Consider the following 17,016-nt stretch of genomic DNA (forward strand, 5'->3'; position numbering starts at 1 on the left):
AAGTGCGGCCCGCGACGCCGGTGCTATGATCGGAGCAGTCATGACAGAGCCTGGCTACACACTGTTCGAGACCGCCATCGGCCTCTGCGCCATTGCCTGGGGCGAGGCCGGGATTATCGGCGCGCAACTGCCCGAGGGTGATGCCGCGCGATCGCGCGCACGGCTTGCCCGGCGCTTTCCGGACGCACGTGAAGCGCCGCCGCCACCGGCCGTCAGCCGGGCGATTGCCGAGATCGTCGCGCTGATCGCCGGCGAGCCACGAGACCTTCATGCCATCCAGCTCGACATGGCGGGCGTGCCGGATTTCCACCAGAAGGTCTATCAGGTCGCCCGCGCCATCCTGCCCGGCGAAACCTTGACCTATGGCGAGGTCGCCAAGCGCATCGGCGAGCCGGGAGCCTCCCAGGCGGTTGGCCAGGCGCTCGGCAAGAACCCGTTCCCGATCATCATTCCCTGTCATCGCGTCTTGGCGGCCGGCGGCAAGACCGGCGGCTTCTCGGCCAATGGCGGCGTCGAGACCAAGTTCCGCCTGCTGACCATCGAGCGCGCGCGGACCAGCGCCGAGCCGACCCTGTTCGACGGCGACAGCGCCTTCGGCTTCGCGGCCCCGCCGCGCCAGAAATCGCGGAGCGGCTGACCATGACGGCCATGACGCTCTGTGATTGCGCTTCGATGTTCGTGATGGACTACCGCTGCACCGCGGGTCCCGACGACCGGCCGTTCACCGAGGTTCATGACCGGTTCTCGCTGTCCTATGTCCGCCGCGGCAGTTTCGCCGTGGCGAGCCGCGGCCAGTCGTTCGACCTGGTGGCCGGCTCGATCTTTGTCGGCCATCCCGGCGACGAATATGTCTGCCGCCATGACCATCACGTCTGTGGCGACGAATGCCTGTCGTTTCAGCCTTCGGCCGAACTGGTCGACGCGATCGGCCCGCGCGCCGATCTCTGGCGCATCGGCGTCCTGCCGCCCCTGCCCGCGCTGACCGTCATTGGCGAGCTCGGTCAGGCCGCCGCCGATGGCCGCAGCGATGTCGGTGTCGACGAAGTCGGCCATCTGCTCGCCGCCCGTTTCATCGATGTCGCTTCCGGCCACAAACGCAAGCCGGCCACGGCCGTGGAACGCGACCGCCGTCGCGCGGTCGAGGCGGCGTTCTGGATCGACACCTATTCGCACCGCCCGATCGGGCTCGAGGATGCCGCAAGCCAGGCCGGCCTCAGCCCGTTTCATTTCCTCCGGCTGTTCACCCGGACGCTCGGCGTGACGCCGCATCAATATCTCGTCCAGTCGCGGCTGCGCCACGCGGCACGGCTGCTGGCCGATGACGAACGCTCGATCACCGATATCGCCTATGATGTCGGCTTCGGCGACCTGTCGAATTTCGTCCGCACCTTCCATCGGGCCGCTGGCGTCTCGCCGGGCGGATTCCGCAAGGCGGCGAAGGGCGATCGCAAGATATTCCAAGAACGCCTGGGGGCCTTCGCCCTAGCCTGACCTCCTACTCCAGGAGGACACCATGTCCATGTACGATCATTTCGGTTTGCGGGTTGGCGATATGGACGCGAGCGTCCGTTTCTACGACGCCGTGCTGTCGCCGCTCGGTCACGTCGCCGGGCCGCGTGAGGAAACCTATGCCGGTTTCGGACCGGCTGACGCGCCGGCCTTCTGGCTGCATCCGGAAAAGAACCGGACCGGCTCCGGTTGCCACATCGCCTTCCGGGCGCCGAGCCGTGCCGCGGTCGACGGCTTCCATGCCGCCGGGCTGAAGGCCGGGGCCAAGGACAATGGCGCGCCCGGCATCCGCGCCGATTATGGCCCGACCTATTACGCAGCCTTCCTGATCGACCCCGACGGCAACAATGTCGAAGCGGTCTGCACGAAATAGCCGCTTGTCCGAAACCTCTGGAGCACGGGAGGTCGCGCCATGGCGTCGATCCGCAGGGATATTCTGATTGAAGCCGGCCCGGACCATGTCTGGGCGGCGGTCCGCGACTATGGCCAGGTTCACACCAGGCTGGCGCCGGGCTTTGTCACCGGCACGACGCTGGAGGGCGATCTGAGGGTGGTCACCTTCGCCAGCGGCCTGATGCTGCGCGAGCTGATCGTCGATGTCGACGATCAGGCGCGCCGTCTCGCCTGGGCGGCGATCGAAGGTCGGGCGACCCATCACAACGGCTCGCTGCAGGTCTTCGCCGAGGACAGCGGCGCCAGCCGGCTCGTCTGGATCACCGATATCCTGCCGCATGAGCTGGCGCCGCCGATCGGCGCCATCATGGCCGAGGGCATGGTGGTCATGAAACGGACGCTGGAGCAGAGCGCCCGCCAGGCCGCCTGAGCCTCAGTTGAACCAGATCGCGTAGGTCAGGAACTGGCCGGAGAACACGCGCTGCCACTGCGCCCAGCTCTGCCGTGTGATCTGCGGACCATCCTTCAGGTAGGGCAGGGCGGCGTGGCCGGTGCCCCAGAGCACCAGGTCGAAAGGCCTGGGCTGTTCGAAAAAGGCACGGAAATCGATGCCTTGCCGGTAGCGCCAGTGCGGCAGCAGCAATTTGCCGTCCAGCACCGCCTCGAATTCGGTCAGCGCCGCCTGCCAGCCGTCGAGCCGTTCCTGGGTCACTTCCAGGCCCGGAAAGGCGGTGTTGCGCTGTTTCGGGCCCGGCAGCCATTCCTGGTCGTCGTCGGTCTCCGCCAGCACCTCCTTCCAGCTTTGCCGGCTGAGCGCGATCACCGCTTTCAGATGATCGCGGGCTTTCACCAGGCGCTCCGGTTCGGCCAGCGGCCAGCGAACCAGATGGACCAGCGCGATGAGATCGCCCAGCTGTCCGGCATCGCCGCCGATGATCGGGTCGCGCAGCGGCTCCGGCGCGGCGCGCGGCCCCGACGGATCGGCCGCCCCCTGAAACAACAGATGGGCGGCGCCGTCATAGGTCTCGTGCCAGTCATAGGCGAGCGCGAATTCGAGGAAGGCCGACAAGAGCCTGGAATAACCGCGCAGCCAGATCATGTCGGCACGGTCGAAGCCGACCTCCCAGGGCGGGCTGTCCGGTTCGGCGCGCGACTGGCCGATCATGCCGACGCGCGCGATGATCCGGCCGAGAGCCTCGTCCGCCGAGGCCTGGCCGTCGCCGTTCAGGTCGAGGCGGATCGCGTTGAGATCGAGCGGCAGACGCACCGATCCATCGGGCAGGCGCGCCAGCACGGCTTCGGCCGCGGTGAGGTCGGCGAGAAACCGGACATAGATCGCCCGGAGCTTGTCATAGGTCAGCGGCTCCGGATTGGCATTTTCCGGCACCGGCAGGCGCAGGATCGGAATGCTGCCGCTGCGCGGTGGTCGCAGGCCGTGGCGATGGAGCCCCTGGCCAAGGGTTTCGACGGCCCGCGCGAACTTGACCATGCCAAGCGCCGCCACCGTCTGGGTGTCCTGGGTCCGGCCTGTCAGTTCGGCCTCGCCCTGGGCCAGGGTGCCGGCGCTGGCATGCCGCCTGAGTAGATCGCCGGCGCCGGCGTCCTGCGCCCGGGCGCCCGTCTCGAAGGCCCAGGCGGTGAGCGCCAGCAGTCCGGCGAACAGAGTTCTGATCATGACATCGCTCCTCGGTCGGCGCGGACGAAGCCCGAACTCTGTGGCGGAACCACGTCGGTCGCACACGGCAGGGCGCTCTAGTAGATCCCGACCGGAAAGGCCTTCAGATAGAGGTCGGTATAGATGCCCTTTTCCCAGAGCCGCTGCAGCGCATGGTTGATGGCGATCCTGAGCGGATCGTTGCCGCGCCGCATGACGACGGCGAGGCCCTCGCCGAAATAGCGGTTCTCGGTGAAGGCCTGGCCGAGGAAGCGGCAGCAGTCGGCCGATGCCTGGCCGTTCAGCCAGAAGGCATGGCTGACGCCATCGCCGAACAAGACATCGACGTCGCGGCCGCTCAGCGCCTTGCGCGCCTCGACAAGCGTCGGATAGCGGCGGATCGCCGAACCGCGGAAGAAGGCCTGGACATAGGCCTCATGGGCCGTGCCGGTGACAACCGCGATGGAGCGGCCGGCAAGCGCTTCGGGGGTCGCGTCGGCGAGTGCGGTGTCCCGGCGCATGACGAAGCGGGCCGGCGTCTCCAGATAGCGGTCGGACACCTCGTAGCGCCGGCGGATCTCCGGGGTGATCGCCTGGGCTGCGATGATGGCATCGCCGCCATTGCGGTCGAGGCTTTCCAAAAGTGTGTCCCAGCGCCGGACCTGGATCGTGCAGGGCACTTTCAGTTCTTCGCAGAGCGCCCGGGCGAGGTCGACATTGAAGCCGATCGGCTGGCCTTCGGGCCCGGCGAAATTGAATGGCGGATAATCGTCTTCGGTCAGGAAGCGGATTTGCGGCACGCGCGTCATGTCGACCCGCTCGCTGCGCCGGCGCGGATCCCAATAGCTCGGGATGATCACTTGCGGCGCGGCATCCGGCGGACGCGGGCTCGGAATCGGCGCCTGCTGCGCGCGCGCGGGCCCGCAGGCGAGTGCCGTGATCATCGCGAGGGCAAGAACGGCCTGGAGCGTCATGGCGCGAACGGGATCTCATGCGGGCGGTTGATCGAAACGGCTCCCTTATAGCCTAGTCGCAGCCTGCCGCGAGCCGCGTCCCGACCATACGGCCTGCGCGTCGAAATCTGGTTGCTTTCGCGCCGTCGCGGGGTAACAAAAGTCGGCATGCGCGGGGCGCCCGCAGGTGTCCCCGCTGGGCTCCAGAAAGAATTATCGTGACAAGGGCTTATGCCCTGATGGCCCTGGGAGGGCGCAGATGACCGAGGCCGCCAAGCCGAGCGTGATCGTCGAGGATCTGGCGCCGCATGTGGCGCTGGTCAGGATCGATCGTCCCGAGGCGCGCAATGCGCTGAACGCCGAGACGCGCGCGGCACTGGTCGAGGCCTTTCAAAGGCTCGGCGCCGACCCGGATGTGCGTGTCGTGGTCCTGACCGGCACCGGCAAGGCCTTCGTCGCGGGCGCCGACATCAAGGACATGGCGAGCCGCACGCCACCCGACATGATGGCGCGCCGGACCCATTTGCAGTGGCAGGTGATCGCCCAGTTTCCCAAGCCCCTGATCGCGGCGGTCAACGGCTTTGCCCTTGGCGGCGGCTGCGAGCTCGCCATGCATGCCGACATCATCATTGCGGCCGAGAGCGCGAGGTTCGGCCAGCCGGAGATCAAGATCGGCATCATGCCCGGTGCCGGCGGCACCCAGCGGCTGATCCGCGCGGTCGGCAAGTTCAAGGCGATGAAACTCATGCTGACCGGCGCGGTGATCGACGCGCATGAGGCCGATCGCATCGGGCTGGTCACCGAGGTCGTGCCGGATGCCGAGCTGATGGAGCGCGCCAAGGCGCTGGCCGTCGAGATCGCCGGCCTGCCGCCGGTGGCGCTGGCCGAGATCAAGGACGTGGCACTGACCGGCGAAGACCTGCCGCTGGCCGCCGCCCTGGCGCTGGAGCGCAAGGCCTTCCAGTTGCTGTTCTCGACCGAGGACCAGAAGGAGGGCATGGGCGCCTTCCTCGACAAGCGTTCGCCTGACTTCAAGGGACGTTGAATCATGCCGGAATTTGCGAAAGTGGGTGTCGTCGGGGTCGGCGCCATGGGTGGCGGCATCGTTCAGATGGCGGCCCAGGCTGGCGCCGAGGTGGTGCTGTTCGACGCCCGGCCGGGCGGGGCAAAAGCTGCCGTCGAGAAGCTCGGCGCGACCTGGGACGGACTGGCGGCCAAGGGCCGCATGACCGCCGAGGCCGTGGCCGCAGCCAAGGCCAGGCTGACGCCGGCGGCCTCGATCGCCGATCTCGCGCGTTGCGACCTGGTCATCGAGGCGATCGTCGAAGACCTCGAGGTCAAGCGGAAGACCTTCGTCGAGCTGGAGACCGTGGTGCGCCACGATTGCGTGCTGGCCACCAACACCTCGTCGCTGTCGGTGACCGCCATCGCGGCCGCCTGCGCCCGCCCCGAACGGGTCGCCGGCTATCATTTCTTCAATCCCGTGCCGCTGATGAAAGTCGTCGAGGTGATCGACGGTGCACGCACGGCAGCCGGCATTTCCGGCCGGCTCGCAGCCTTCGCCCGAGAATATGGCCACCGTCCCATCGCCTGCATCGATTCGCCCGGTTTCGTGGTCAATCATGCCGGGCGCGGCTTCGGCACCGAGGCGCTCCAGATCGTCGTCGGCGAGGGTGCCGCCGCCTATGCCGACGTCGACCGCGCCTTGCGCGACCAGGTCGGTTTCCGGCTCGGGCCATTCGAGCTCCTGGACCTGACCGGCCTCGACGTGTCGCAGCCGGTCGGCGAGAGCATGTTCCGGCAGTTCTACGGCGAAGCGCGGTTCCGGCCGTCCTGGCTGCTGAAACAGCGCCTGGACGCGGGCCTGCTTGGCCGCAAGGCCGGTCACGGCTTTTATGCCCATGGCCCCGAGGGCCAGGAAAAGCCGCCGGAACAGGCGATTCCCCGAGCCGATCCGCGGCCGGTCTGGGTGGTGGCGGTGGAGTCGGCCTGGCGTGACGAGATCGTTGCCATAGTCCAGGCCGCCGGCTGGCCGGTGGCGAGCGGTCCGCAGCCGCCGGATGATGCCTTGATCGTGGTCGCGCCGCTCGGCCATGACGCGACCGCCGCGGCCGAGGGACTGCAGGTGCCCGCCACCCGGCTGGTGGCCATCGACGCGCTGTTCGGACTTGCCAAGCGGCGGGTGATCATGGCCGCGCCCGGCGCCGATACGGGCTTTGTCGAAGCCGCCCATGCCCTGTTCGCGGCCGACGGAACCCCGGTCACCCGCATCCGCGATTCCGCTGGCTTCATTGCCCAGCGGGTGGTCGCCACCATCGTCAACATTGCCTCCGACATGGCCCAGCAGCGCATCGCCAGCCCCGCCGACATCGACGACGCCGTGCGGCTCGGCCTCGGCTATCCGCAAGGCCCCCTGGCGCTCGGCGACGCGGTCGGGCCCGAGCGTATCGCCGCGATCCTCGCGGCCCTGAACGGCCTGTCGGGCGATCTGCGCTACCGGGCGAGCCCCTGGCTGCGCCGGCGCGCCGGGCTCGGCCTCAGCCTGGCGACGCCCGAGCCGTGACGATGGAGGATCGCGCCCATCCCGGACCGGCCGACGGCCCCGGTCGCCTCAGCGGCTTTCAGAAGCTGATCGGCTGGAAGGTCAAGGTCTGGGAAGACGGCCATGCGGTGATCACCTGCGAGATCCGGCAGGACTTCATGAACCGAAGCGGCATTCTGCATGGCGGGCTGATCGCCACCTTGCTCGATTCGGTTGCCGGGCACGCCGCTTTCGGCGCGCCGCCGGCCGATCCGAGCCAGCCGCGGCAGGGCGGCGTCACCTTGTCCTTCACCATCAATTATCTCGGCACGGCAAAAGAGGGCGAGCTGACGGTGACCGGCCGGCGCACCGGCGGCGGCAAAAGCATCATCTTCGCCCGTGCCGAAGTCGTCGATGCGGCGGGGCAGCTGATTGCCGAGGCGACCGGTACGTTCAAGCGGATGAAGCCCAAGCCGTGAGGCGGCACCACCGCCGCGCCCGATGAAGGGCTCACTCGGCCGGGTCGAACTCGGCCGGAGCGAATTTGTAGCTGGTCGAGCAATATTCGCAGGTCACCGTGATCGCGCCGTGCTCGACCATGTCGTGACGCTCCTGAGGCGTGAAGCTGCGCACGATGTTCTCGATCTTGTCGCGCGAGCAGGTGCAGTGGTCCGACACGCCCTGCGCGTCGAACACCCGGACCCCGCGTTCGTGAAACAGGCGGAACAGCAACCGCTCGGGCGATACGGTGCGGTCGACCAGCTCGTCGTCGCCGATCGTGTCGGTCAGCGCGCGGGCTTCGGCCCAGGCCTCATCCGGCTCGGGCAGGGGCGTGCCGTCCGGCGCGTCGCCGGGCGCGAGGTCGCGGGTGATCGCGCTGCCGGCTTTCGGCACGTGCTGGACCAGCATGCCGCCGGCACGCCAGGCGCGGCTCGGACCGTTCTCGCCGGGCACCAGCTCTTCGGCCGCGGCGAGCCTGACCCGCGTCTCGATCTGCTCCGACTGGCGGAAATATTGGTCCGCCGCCTGTTCCAGTCCCTGGCCGTCGAGTGAGACGATACCTTGGTAGCGCTGCGTTTCGGCGCCCTGGTCGATGGTCATCACCAATTGTCCGCTGCCCAGCAGGCTGGCCGGATCGGCGCGGCCGGCTGCGGCCGCCTCGGCAACCTTGCCAGCATCGAAGCGGGCGAGCGCCCTGACCTTGTCGGGCGTGGTGACATCGACCACCAGCATGCGGACCGGGCCGTCGGTCTGCGTCTGCAGGATCAGCCGGCCGTCGAATTTGAGGCCCGAGCCGAGCAGCACGGTCAGCGCGGTGGCCTCGGCAAGCAGGCGCGACACCTCCGGCGGGTAGCCGTGGCGGTCGATGATGGTGGTCGCGGAGCGGCCAAGGCGCGCCACGCGGCCGCGCAGGTCGAGCTCGTCGACGTGAAAGGGCACGACAATGTCGTCGGCGCCGTGGGTGAGATCGGGGACAGTGGACATGAGCCGCTATATGGCGCTGTCGGGCGCCGATTGCGAGAGGGTTTGACAGCTGTCCGGCGCATGGCTCGCAGGTGATTCGCGGGAGGCCCGGCGCGGCCCTTCGGCAGCCCGCCGCGAGCCCGCCACAATCACGTTCCCGTGAGTCTGGACCGGAACAGAAAAATTCAGTCGGCTTGCGGGTTTGCGCGGGATGAAAAGTCGTGGCCGCGCGGTCACAGTCATGGCGAAAAAATGGCCTTGCCCATGGCGGCAGGCGCGACGCCCCGTTGCAATGCAACGAAGCTTGCCGCTTTCATACCGTCAGCGGTGTTTTACAATCTGGCCTTGTCGGGCCGCCTCCGCCGGTATCGCTGTTTCAACAGGTCAAGGTGCATCCATGCGGCGCATTCTGCCAATTCTCGCCACCACGGCGACGCTCCTGCTGTCGGCGACCGCCGCGCAGGCGCAGTTTCTGTTCTTCGGAAATCAGAACACCCAGCAGGTCATGATCGACCCGGCCACCGGCCAGCCGATGCGCCAGACGCCGCGCACCGATGGCGGCCCGCGTGTCGGCGCCAGCGCCATCCCGCGCGAGACGGTGTCTTATGCCGGTGGACATGCGCCGGGCACGGTCATCATTTCCACCCAGGAGCGCCGGCTTTATCTCGTCCAGCCGGGCCGCACCGCCATTCGCTATGGCGTCGGCGTCGGCCGCCCGGGCTTCGCCTGGGCCGGCGTGAAGTCGATCACCCGCAAAGCCGAGTGGCCGGATTGGCGTCCGCCGGCGCAGATGCTGCGCCGCCGCCCCGATCTGCCCCGCTTCATGGCCGGCGGCCCGCAGAACCCGCTCGGCGCCCGGGCGCTCTATCTCGGTTCTTCGCTCTACCGCATCCACGGGTCCAACGAGCCGCACACGATCGGCACGGCCGTGTCGTCGGGCTGCTTCCGCATGACCAACGAGGACGTGATGGATCTCTACGCCCGCGTCCGCGTCGGCACCCGGGTGGTCGTCACCCGCTGAACCTGGCTGCGATCGACCTGTCGAGGTGAGGGCCGGCGGCAGCGCCGGCCTTTGCTTTTTCAGGCGCTCGTCCTGGCGCATTTGATTCCCGCGCCAAAAGTCCCATTTTGGGGGCTGACCGAATCGGAAGCTTCAAGCCCCATGGCCGACCCCGTGACCCATCGCCAGCCGAGCCTCGCCGAACGGGCGATGGCCGCGCGTGGCGAGGCGGCGGCGATCGGCTATCTCGCCAATCTGAATCCCGAACAGCGTGCCGCCGTCGAGACGATCGACGGGCCGGTGCTGGTTCTGGCCGGCGCCGGCACGGGCAAGACCCGGGTGCTGACCACCCGCATCGCCCATATCCTGGCGAGCCGGCGCGCCTTCCCGGGCGAGATCCTGGCGGTGACCTTCACCAACAAGGCCGCGCGCGAGATGAAGGAGCGCATTGGCCACCTGGTCGGCGAGGCGGTCGAAGGCATGCCCTGGCTCGGCACCTTTCACGCAACCGGCGTCAAGATGTTGCGTCGGCATGCCGAATTGGTCGGCCTGAAGCCGGGCTTTTCGATCCTCGATACCGACGACCAGATCCGCCTGTTGAGGCAATTGATCCAGGCCGAAAATATCGACGAGAAGCGCTGGCCGGCGCGGGTGCTGGCGGGCGCCATCGATGGCTGGAAGAACCGGGCGCTCACGCCGGACAAGGTGCCGGCGGGCGAAGGCGGCGCTTATGCCAACGGCCTCGGCGTCAAGCTCTACAAGGACTATCAAGACCGGCTGAAAGTGCTGAACGCCGTCGATTTCGGCGACCTGCTGCTGGAAGTCATCCGGCTGTTCCGCGAGAATCCGGATGTGCTGGCGCACTACCAGCAGCGGTTCAAGTTCCTCCTGGTCGACGAGTATCAGGACACCAACGTGGCGCAATATCTGTGGTTGCGCCTGCTGGCCCAGCGCCAGGAGGGCCGGCCGCAGAACATCTGCTGCGTCGGCGACGACGATCAGTCGATCTATGGCTGGCGCGGTGCCGAAGTCGACAACATCCTGCGCTTCGACAAGGATTTTCCCGGCGCCACCGTCATCCGGCTCGAGCGCAATTACCGCTCGACTGGCCATATCCTGGCCGCCGCCTCTCATCTGATCGCCCATAACGAGGGCCGGCTCGGCAAGACGCTGTTCACCGACGGCGAAGACGGCGAGCGGCCGACACTGACCTCGGTCTGGGATTCGGAGGAAGAGGCGCGTTCGGTCGGCGAGGAGATCGAACAGTTGCAGCGCCAGGGCCACGCCCTGAACGAGATGGCGATCCTGGTGCGGGCCTCGTTCCAGATGCGCGAGTTCGAAGATCGCTTCATCACCATTGGCCTGCCCTATCGGGTCATCGGTGGCCCGCGCTTCTACGAGCGGCTGGAGATCCGCGATGCGCTCGCCTATCTGCGCTGCGTCGCTCAGCCGGCCGACGACCTGGCCTTCGAACGCATCGTCAACACGCCGAAGCGCGGCCTGGGCGATGCCACGCTGCAGCTTCTGCACGACCATGCCCGCGCCCGGAACGTGCCGCTCATGCAGGCCGCCAGGGTCATGGTCGAGACCGAGGAATTCAAGCCCAAGGCGCGCAATGCGCTGAAGTCGCTGATCGACGCCTTCGACGGCTGGGCCGCCAAGCTCGACACGCTGCCGCATCAGGAGCTCGCCGAACTGGTGCTCGACGAGAGCGGCTATACCGAGATGTGGCAGAAGGACCGCACGGCCGAGGCCGCCGGGCGGCTGGAAAACCTCAAGGAACTGGTCCGTTCCATGGAAGAGTTCGAAAACCTCGCCGGCTTCCTCGAACATATCGCGCTGGTCACCGATGCGCGTGGCGAAGGCGAGAGCGACGATGCCGTGTCGATCATGACGCTGCATTCGGCCAAGGGGCTGGAATTCGACTCTGTCTTCCTGCCCGGCTGGGAGGAGGGGCTGTTTCCGCATCAGCGCGCGCTCGACGAGAGCGGCCGCGCCGGCCTCGAGGAAGAACGCCGGCTCGCCTATGTCGGCATCACCCGCGCGCGCCGCAATGCCAGGATCTATTTCGCCGGCAACCGGCGCATTCACGGCCTGTGGCAATCGACGGTGCCGAGCCGTTTCGTCAACGAACTGCCGGAAGGCCATGTGACGATTGCCGAAGGCCTTGGCACGTCAGGTTACGGCGGCATGGGCCGCGGCGGCTTCGGCGAGAGCCGGTTCGACAAGGCCGGGGCTTTCTCCTCGACCTATGCCACGCCCGGCTGGCAGCGCGCCCAGGCGCAGAAGTCGCTGGCCGATGCGCAAGGCCGTTTCACCGGCCGTTCCGGCAGCCAGGCCTTCGGCTCGACCTTCGCGGAGGGCCGCGGCGGCTTCCAGGGCCGGCTGACCGAACGCTCCGGCGGCGGCCGCACCATCGATGGCGAACTCGTCGCCAAATCGACCGGCGAACCCTCGCGCCACAAGGTCGGCGACAGGGTGTTCCACTTGAAGTTCGGTTATGGCGAAGTGGTCGCGGCCGACGGCAACAAGCTCACCGTCCAGTTCGACAAGGCCGGCGAGAAGAAGGTGGTCGACAGCTTCGTCGAGGCGGCGTGATCGTTATCTGGATAACCGGCGGAAAAGCTTGAGTAGCGTCCGTTAGGCCGCTGACTTCAGATGCAAATCGAGTGTCAATCCAAATCGGCTTGTTTCCCACGCCTGTGAGAATCGGGGACATTGGGGTTTTGGCGGCTGCGGCCCAACCAATTCGGTCACCTGGCCGCCCCCGCGCATATTGTACTGACCGGGATCAACCGATTCGAAAGGCCCGGTCATGCTTCGCAGCAGTCGTGACATTGTCCGTCACCTTGAACGTGAAGGTTGGGTTCAAATCGGCGGCAAGGGCTCGCATGAGAAGTTCCGGGACCCCGGAAACCGGCAAGACGACGGTGGTGCCGGATCCGAACAAGGACCTCGGCAAAGGGCTGGTCGACAAGATCTAAAAGCAGATCGGCTGGTCGGGCGACTGACGTTGGCGCATCATAGTTTCATGATCCACTATCTCGCGATTGTTGAGGATGAAGGGCCCGAATTCGCCGTTGGCGTCTGGTTTCCCGACTTGCCTGGCTGCACTTCGGCCGGCGATACGGTTGAGGAGGCCATGTTGAACGCCCGCGAGGTGGTCGCGCTTTATCTCGAGGATTTTCCGGCCGACGGAAAGCCCAATCCCAGCCCGCGCTCATTGGCGGAGATCAAGGCCGATCCTGAGCATGCGGATGATGTTGTGAAATATATCGTTGCCTTGATCCCGTTTGATCCGGTGCCGCACCGGGTCGCAGCGGAGTGAGGCGGCAGAATCGTCCGCCGAGGTGACATGGCGGTCGCGGGCGATTAATAAGCGCCATGCTTGAAGGCCTGCACCCGACCTCCCCGACCCATCTGATGCGTCTCGAAACCTCCGAGCGCGCCGCCCGCCGTGTCGCCGATATCGTCTCGGAGACCTTCGACCCGGCCGAAACGGCGGTTGCCGCCTTCGAGGCGCCCGACGGCAAGATCTGGCTGGTCGAGGTGTTTTTCCGCGAACAGCCCGACGAGGCCAATGTGCGTGAACTGGTGCGGGTGGCGGCCGGCGAGGCCGTCGCCGCCTGCCTGACCTTCCATGCCATCGAGAGCAAGGACTGGGTGCGCACCTCGCTCGACGGTCTCAAACCCGTCGTCGCCGGCCGCTTCACCGTTTACGGCTCCCATGACCGCGACCAGGTGGCGGTCAATGCCATCCCGATCGAGATCGAGGCGGCGCTCGCCTTCGGCACCGGCCACCATGGCACGACGCTCGGCTGCCTGCGCGCCATCGATGCGCTGGCCAAGCGCCGGCGGGCCTTCCGGCCGCTCGACGTCGGCACCGGCACCGGCGTGCTGGCGATCGCGGCCGGCTTGCGCCACCGGGTGGCGGTGCTCGCCTCCGACATCGACCAGGTCTCGGTCGCCGCGGCGCGCGACAATGCCGTGCTCAACAAGGCCCGCACTTACGTCCATGCCATCCATGCCGCCGGGTTGAAGGATGCGCGCTTCCGTTATGGCGCGCCTTATGACCTGGTGCTCGCCAATATCCTGCCGCGTCCGCTGGTCGGGCTAGCAACCGATCTGGTCCGCCTGATCGCGCCCGGCGGCACGGTCGTGCTGTCGGGCATCATTCCGCCCCACGCCAATATGGTGATCTCGGCCTATCGCACCCGCGGCCTCAGGCTGGTCTCGCGCCAGGAGATCGAGGGCTGGGTCACGCTGACCATGCAGAAGTAACAGGACGATGCAAAAATGACCGGCCGGGGCCGCTCGGCCCGGCTTGCTCCGGCGAGAGGCCAATGGTCAACTCCGCCTCGTGCGGAGAGACACGATGATGCGCATCGCCCTTCGGATCGCGAAATGGTCAGGGCTCTTCGTCGCCTTGCTGGCGCTGGCCGGGATCGGCGCCGGCCTTTGGTACTGGTATGCGGTGGAGCCCAAGGTTTCCGGGACCGTGACGCTGCCGGGCTTCGATCGGCCGGTCGAAATCATCAGGGACAAGGAAGGCGTCGCCCACATCTTCGCCGCGACCGATACCGATGCGGCGGCGGCCCTCGGCTTCGTCCATGCCCAGGACCGGTTGTGGCAACTCGAGATGAACCGCCGCATCGCCGCGGGGCGGCTCTCCGAGATCGTCGGCGAGCCGGGGCTGGAGACCGACCGGTTCCTGCGCACCATCGGCATCCGCCGCACGGCGGAAGCGATCTACCGCAATATCGACGCCGAGACGCGCGCCCAGCTGCTGGCCTATTCGCGCGGCGTCAATGCCTTCATCGAGACCAGCAATGCGCCGCTGCCACCCGAATTCTACGTCCTGCGCGCGCCGGCACCCGAGCCCTGGTCGCCAGTCGATTCGATCGGCTGGTCCTTGATGATGGCGCTCGATCTCGGCGGCAACCTGTCGTCCGAGATCATGCGGCTGAGGCTGGCCCAGTCCGGCATGGCGATGGACCGGATCGGCGAGATCCTGCCGCCCTATCCGGGCGAAGCCTGGCCGAGGCTCGCCGACTATACCGCGCTCTATCGGGGCCTGGCGCCGGAGACCCGCCGCGCGGCGCAAGCAATCCGCGGCCTGGAACTCGGCCTCGAAGGTGTCGGCTCGAACAATTGGGTGGTTTCGGGCGCCCGCGCCGAATCCGGCCGGCCCTTGCTCGCCAATGATCCGCATCTTGGCCTCTCGGCTCCGGCGCTCTGGTATTTCGCGCGGATGACCTCGCCGTCCGGTACGGTGATCGGCGCCACCTTGCCGGGCGCGCCCGGCGTCGTCCTCGGCCGCAACGAGCGCATTGCCTGGGGCTTCACCAATACCAACCCGGATGTCCAGGACATCTATATCGAGCGGCTCGATGCGCGCGATCCCGCGGTCTATCAGGCGCCCGACGGCTGGCGGCGCTTCGAGACGGTGGAGGAACGCATTCGCGTGCGTGGCGGTGCCGATCAGGTGATGACCGTGCGCATCTCCAGGCACGGCCCGATCATCTCGGACGGCGCGTCGCGCGGTGCGACCGCCGGTGCGCCGCGAGGTTATGCGCTGGCGCTGCAATGGACCGCGCTCAGGCCCGACAACCTGACGATCCAGGCCGCCGCCCGCATCAATGCGGCGCGGAACTGGGACGAGTTCCTGGCCGCCGCGCGCCATTTCCATTCACCCCAGCAGAACATGGTCTATGCCGATATCGACGGCAATATCGGCTTCATCGCGGCCGGCCGGGTGCCCGTGCGCAAACCCGAAAACGACCTGGGCGGGCTGTTTCCGGCGCCGGGATGGGACGCCCGCTACGATTGGGCCGGCTTCATCCCGTTCGAGCAGTTGCCGCGGGAGTTCAATCCCGAGCGCGGTTACCGTGCGACCGCCAACGAACGGATCACCGCCGAAGGCTATCCCCATTTCATCACCTATGAATGGGCTTCGCCACACCGCGCCAATCGCATCAATGAACTGCTGACCGCGCGTGACAAGCACTCCCTCGACAGCTTCCGGGCAATCCAGGCCGACCACCGCTCCAATGCGGTGCGCGAGATCCTGCCGCTGTTGCTGGCGGCGCCCGCGGCCGGCCAGCGCGAGCGCCAGGTGATCGATCGGCTGCGCGGTTTCGACGGCGCCATGGCCGTCGACCGGGCCGAGCCGCTGGTCGTCACCGCCTGGATGCGTGAGCTGACCCGTCTGGTCTATGCCGACGAACTGGGACCGGCCCTGTTCGCGGACTACTGGGACCAGCGACAGGTGTTCATGATGGCGGTGCTATCAGGCCAGGGCGGCCAGGGTGCCTGGTGCAACCGGCGCGGCGCGGCCGAACCGACGACCTGCGAGAGCCTGATCAGCCGTGCGCTGGTGCTGGCCCTCGACGATCTGGAGAAACGTTACGGCGCCGACCGTGCCGCCTGGCGTTGGGGTGCCGCACATGACGCCCGTTCCGAGCACCGGCCGTTCGCGCGGGTCGCCCAGCTCGCCCGCTTTTTCGACCTGCGTGTGCCGGTTCCCGGCGACACCTATACGGTCAACGTCAACCGGCACACCATTCGGACCGAGGCGGAGCCCTTCGTGTCGCGCCATGGCGCGAGCCTCAGGGCGCTTTATGATTTCGCCGACCTCGAGCGGTCACTGTTCATCCACTCGACCGGCCAGTCGGGATTGGTCTCGTCATCGCTCTACCGCAATTTCTCCGACCGCTGGGCGCGGGTGGATTACATTCCGATGCGGACGCGGCGCGCCGACATCGAGCGCGACGCCATCGGCACGTTGACCATCCGGCCGCGCTAGCGGCACAGCGGCAGCAAAGGAAAGACAGAGGCGCGGTTGGCGGGCGGCCGGCTACTGCTCCGCCTTGGCGGCGTCCGCCGCCACCTGATGCTCGGCCGCAAGTTCGACATCCAGCCCGTAGACCTTCTCGAAGGCCGGCCGCGCATTGACCCGGTTGACATAGTCGGTGATCACCGGCCGTTCCGGTATCAGCCCGTAGCCGGTCGTCCATTTCAAGGCGGTGCCCCAGAGCACGTCGGCGGCGCTGAAATCCGGACCGAGCACATAGGCATTGACCGACAGTTGCTTGACCAGCATTTCGAACATCGAGTCGAAGTCGCCATAAGGTGACAAAGCCGGTGGCCCCGGATCACGCTTCATGACGCGATCGACGACCGCCGGCTCGTAGCAGGAACCGTAATAGACCATCCAGCGCAGATAAGGGCCGCGCGCCGGATCGTTCAGCGCGGGCGCCAGACCAGCTTTGGGAAACAGGTCGGCGAGATAGAGGTTGATCGCCACTTGTTCGGTCACCAACGCTTCGCCGTGGCGGATGACCGGCACCTTTCCGAGCGGGTTGACCGCCAGATATTCCTGGCTCCGTTGCTCGCCGACCTTTCTGTTGATCACATGCAGCTTATAGGGCGCGCCCAGTTCCTCCAGCAGAATGCGGGTGCCGGTCGAGCGTGTCTGCGGCGCATGGAACAGGGTGATCGTGTCGTTCATGGCGTCTTCTCC

16 protein-coding genes and 1 pseudogene are annotated in these 17,016 nt (G+C 67.2%); 13 read left to right on the forward strand and 4 right to left on the reverse strand.

The features are described from left to right. The first annotated feature begins 40 nt into the window (after window positions 1-40). From E8M01_RS15470 to E8M01_RS15485, 4 genes are read left to right on the forward strand one after another with little or no spacing between them, the layout of a single operon-like run. Entirely contained in the window at window positions 41-637 is a 597-nt protein-coding gene (locus tag E8M01_RS15470; protein WP_136960928.1) for a methylated-DNA--[protein]-cysteine S-methyltransferase, read from the forward strand. Between the two features lie 2 nt (window positions 638-639). Continuing rightward, window positions 640-1,491, forward strand: coding sequence for a helix-turn-helix transcriptional regulator (locus tag E8M01_RS15475; protein WP_136960929.1), 852 nt, complete (start codon window positions 640-642; stop codon window positions 1,489-1,491). 28 nt (window positions 1,492-1,519) lie between these two features. Continuing rightward, window positions 1,520-1,882, forward strand: a complete 363-nt coding sequence (locus E8M01_RS15480) for a VOC family protein (RefSeq protein WP_136964659.1) — start codon at window positions 1,520-1,522, stop codon at window positions 1,880-1,882. Between the two features lie 39 nt (window positions 1,883-1,921). Continuing rightward, on the forward strand, window positions 1,922-2,332 hold the full coding sequence (locus E8M01_RS15485) for an SRPBCC family protein (RefSeq protein ID WP_136960930.1): 411 nt from the start codon (window positions 1,922-1,924) through the stop codon (window positions 2,330-2,332). Window positions 2,333-2,335: 3 nt separating this feature from the next. On the opposite strand, the gene E8M01_RS15490 is transcribed toward E8M01_RS15485, so the two are convergent. Together E8M01_RS15490 and E8M01_RS15495 are read right to left on the reverse strand one after the other, a co-directional pair. After that, a complete protein-coding gene (locus tag E8M01_RS15490) occupies window positions 2,336-3,577 on the reverse strand; it encodes a hypothetical protein (RefSeq protein WP_136960931.1) in 1,242 nt (413 codons plus the stop codon). A 77-nt stretch (window positions 3,578-3,654) separates the two neighbouring features. After that, window positions 3,655-4,530, reverse strand: coding sequence for a transporter substrate-binding domain-containing protein (locus E8M01_RS15495; protein ID WP_136960932.1), 876 nt, complete (start codon window positions 4,528-4,530; stop codon window positions 3,655-3,657). A gap of 238 nt (window positions 4,531-4,768) precedes the next feature. On the opposite strand from E8M01_RS15495, the gene E8M01_RS15500 reads away from it, so the two are divergent. From E8M01_RS15500 to E8M01_RS15510, 3 genes are read left to right on the forward strand one after another with little or no spacing between them, the layout of a single operon-like run. Continuing rightward, window positions 4,769-5,554: an enoyl-CoA hydratase-related protein gene (locus tag E8M01_RS15500; RefSeq protein ID WP_136960933.1), complete on the forward strand. Its 786-nt coding sequence runs from the start codon at window positions 4,769-4,771 to the stop codon at window positions 5,552-5,554. Window positions 5,555-5,557: 3 nt separating this feature from the next. Then, window positions 5,558-7,072, forward strand: coding sequence for a 3-hydroxyacyl-CoA dehydrogenase (locus E8M01_RS15505; RefSeq protein ID WP_136960934.1), 1,515 nt, complete (start codon window positions 5,558-5,560; stop codon window positions 7,070-7,072). A gap of 2 nt (window positions 7,073-7,074) precedes the next feature. After that, a complete protein-coding gene (locus tag E8M01_RS15510) occupies window positions 7,075-7,509 on the forward strand; it encodes a PaaI family thioesterase (protein ID WP_246088815.1) in 435 nt (144 codons plus the stop codon). Window positions 7,510-7,540: 31 nt separating this feature from the next. On the opposite strand, the gene E8M01_RS15515 is transcribed toward E8M01_RS15510, so the two are convergent. Further along, entirely contained in the window at window positions 7,541-8,515 is a 975-nt protein-coding gene (locus tag E8M01_RS15515) for an Hsp33 family molecular chaperone (protein ID WP_136960936.1), read from the reverse strand. 376 nt (window positions 8,516-8,891) lie between these two features. Between E8M01_RS15515 and E8M01_RS15520 the strand changes: the two genes are divergently transcribed. From E8M01_RS15520 to E8M01_RS15540, 6 genes and pseudogenes are all read left to right on the forward strand, one after another. Beyond that, window positions 8,892-9,515 (forward strand): L,D-transpeptidase, encoded by a 624-nt coding sequence (locus E8M01_RS15520; protein WP_425467728.1) that lies wholly within the window; start codon window positions 8,892-8,894, stop codon window positions 9,513-9,515. Between the two features lie 141 nt (window positions 9,516-9,656). Then, a complete protein-coding gene (locus tag E8M01_RS15525) occupies window positions 9,657-12,092 on the forward strand; it encodes an ATP-dependent helicase (protein ID WP_136960937.1) in 2,436 nt (811 codons plus the stop codon). 217 nt (window positions 12,093-12,309) lie between these two features. Then, window positions 12,310-12,372, forward strand: a pseudogene (locus tag E8M01_RS35990) (hypothetical protein); the annotation flags it as partial. Window positions 12,373-12,525: 153 nt separating this feature from the next. Beyond that, window positions 12,526-12,822, forward strand: coding sequence for a type II toxin-antitoxin system HicB family antitoxin (locus E8M01_RS15530; RefSeq protein ID WP_136960938.1), 297 nt, complete (start codon window positions 12,526-12,528; stop codon window positions 12,820-12,822). Window positions 12,823-12,878: 56 nt separating this feature from the next. Beyond that, window positions 12,879-13,775 (forward strand): 50S ribosomal protein L11 methyltransferase, encoded by an 897-nt coding sequence (locus E8M01_RS15535; RefSeq protein WP_136960939.1) that lies wholly within the window; start codon window positions 12,879-12,881, stop codon window positions 13,773-13,775. Between the two features lie 94 nt (window positions 13,776-13,869). After that, the gene (locus tag E8M01_RS15540) at window positions 13,870-16,299 is read left to right on the forward strand and encodes a penicillin acylase family protein (protein ID WP_215908895.1); all 2,430 of its coding nucleotides are present in this window, start codon (window positions 13,870-13,872) and stop codon (window positions 16,297-16,299) included. Between the two features lie 51 nt (window positions 16,300-16,350). Here E8M01_RS15540 and E8M01_RS15545 read toward each other — a convergent pair whose 3' ends face one another. Continuing rightward, window positions 16,351-17,004 carry a glutathione S-transferase family protein gene (locus E8M01_RS15545; RefSeq protein ID WP_136960941.1) on the reverse strand — a complete coding sequence of 218 codons (654 nt, stop codon included), beginning with the start codon at window positions 17,002-17,004 and terminating at the stop codon, window positions 16,351-16,353. Window positions 17,005-17,016 lie beyond the last annotated feature (12 nt).

The organism is Phreatobacter stygius (assembly GCF_005144885.1).
Taxonomy (GTDB): domain Bacteria; phylum Pseudomonadota; class Alphaproteobacteria; order Rhizobiales; family Phreatobacteraceae; genus Phreatobacter; species Phreatobacter stygius.